At 38.6% G+C, this 779-nt stretch carries 1 protein-coding gene; it reads left to right on the forward strand.

Features of this window, described 5'->3' with window-relative positions; all coding sequences use genetic code 11:
- Nucleotides 1-105 precede the first annotated feature (105 nt).
- A partial coding sequence (locus tag KA900_RS14265; protein WP_210139774.1) for a transglycosylase family protein occupies nucleotides 106-779 on the forward strand: 674 nt, incomplete at its 3' end.

Consider the following 779-nt stretch of genomic DNA (forward strand, 5'->3'; position numbering starts at 1 on the left):
CGCTGTTACAGTGGGAACTAGCAAATTTCAGAAAAGTAATTTTGCAAACAACGCAAATACAAATTAAACACTTAAAAGTATATCTCTTAGGAGGATTTATTAATAATGAAAAAAACAGTATTAGCGTCAACGTTAGCAGTAGGATTAGGTGTAACAGGAATCGCAGCAGGAAATTCAGCAGATGCATCAGAACAAGGCATTGATCAAGCACAATTAGCACAAGAAGCACAAAATAATCCATCACAATTAAATGCAGAAGCATTACATGATGGTTCATATAATTATAATTTCAGCCAAAATGGAATAAACTATAATTTTGAATCAGATGGCACAAACTGGTCATGGAGCTATGGGGAAGGCTCAAATTCAAATGCATCAAGTGATGCATCAGCACAATCATCAGATAATGCTGGAGCACAAGCACAACAACAACCACAACAAAGCGAACAACCACAACAAGCATCATCAGAACAACCAGCACAACAACAAGCACCACAAACTGAATCAACACAACAACCACAACAAGAAGCAGCATCAACACAATCATCAGATAGCTCAAGTGAAGCATCAAGTGGTTCATCAGTAGAAGTAAATGATCACTTGAAACAAATTGCAGAACGTGAATCAGGCGGCGACCTTAAAGCTGTAAACCCATCTTCAGGTGCAGCAGGTAAATATCAATTCCTACAAAGCACATGGGATTCAGTAGCACCAGCTGAATATCAAGGTCAATCACCAACAGAAGCACCAGAATCAGTACAAGATCAAGCAGCAATGGA

It is taken from the genome of Staphylococcus sp. GDY8P120P (genome assembly GCF_017892065.1).
Classification (GTDB): domain Bacteria; phylum Bacillota; class Bacilli; order Staphylococcales; family Staphylococcaceae; genus Staphylococcus; species Staphylococcus nepalensis.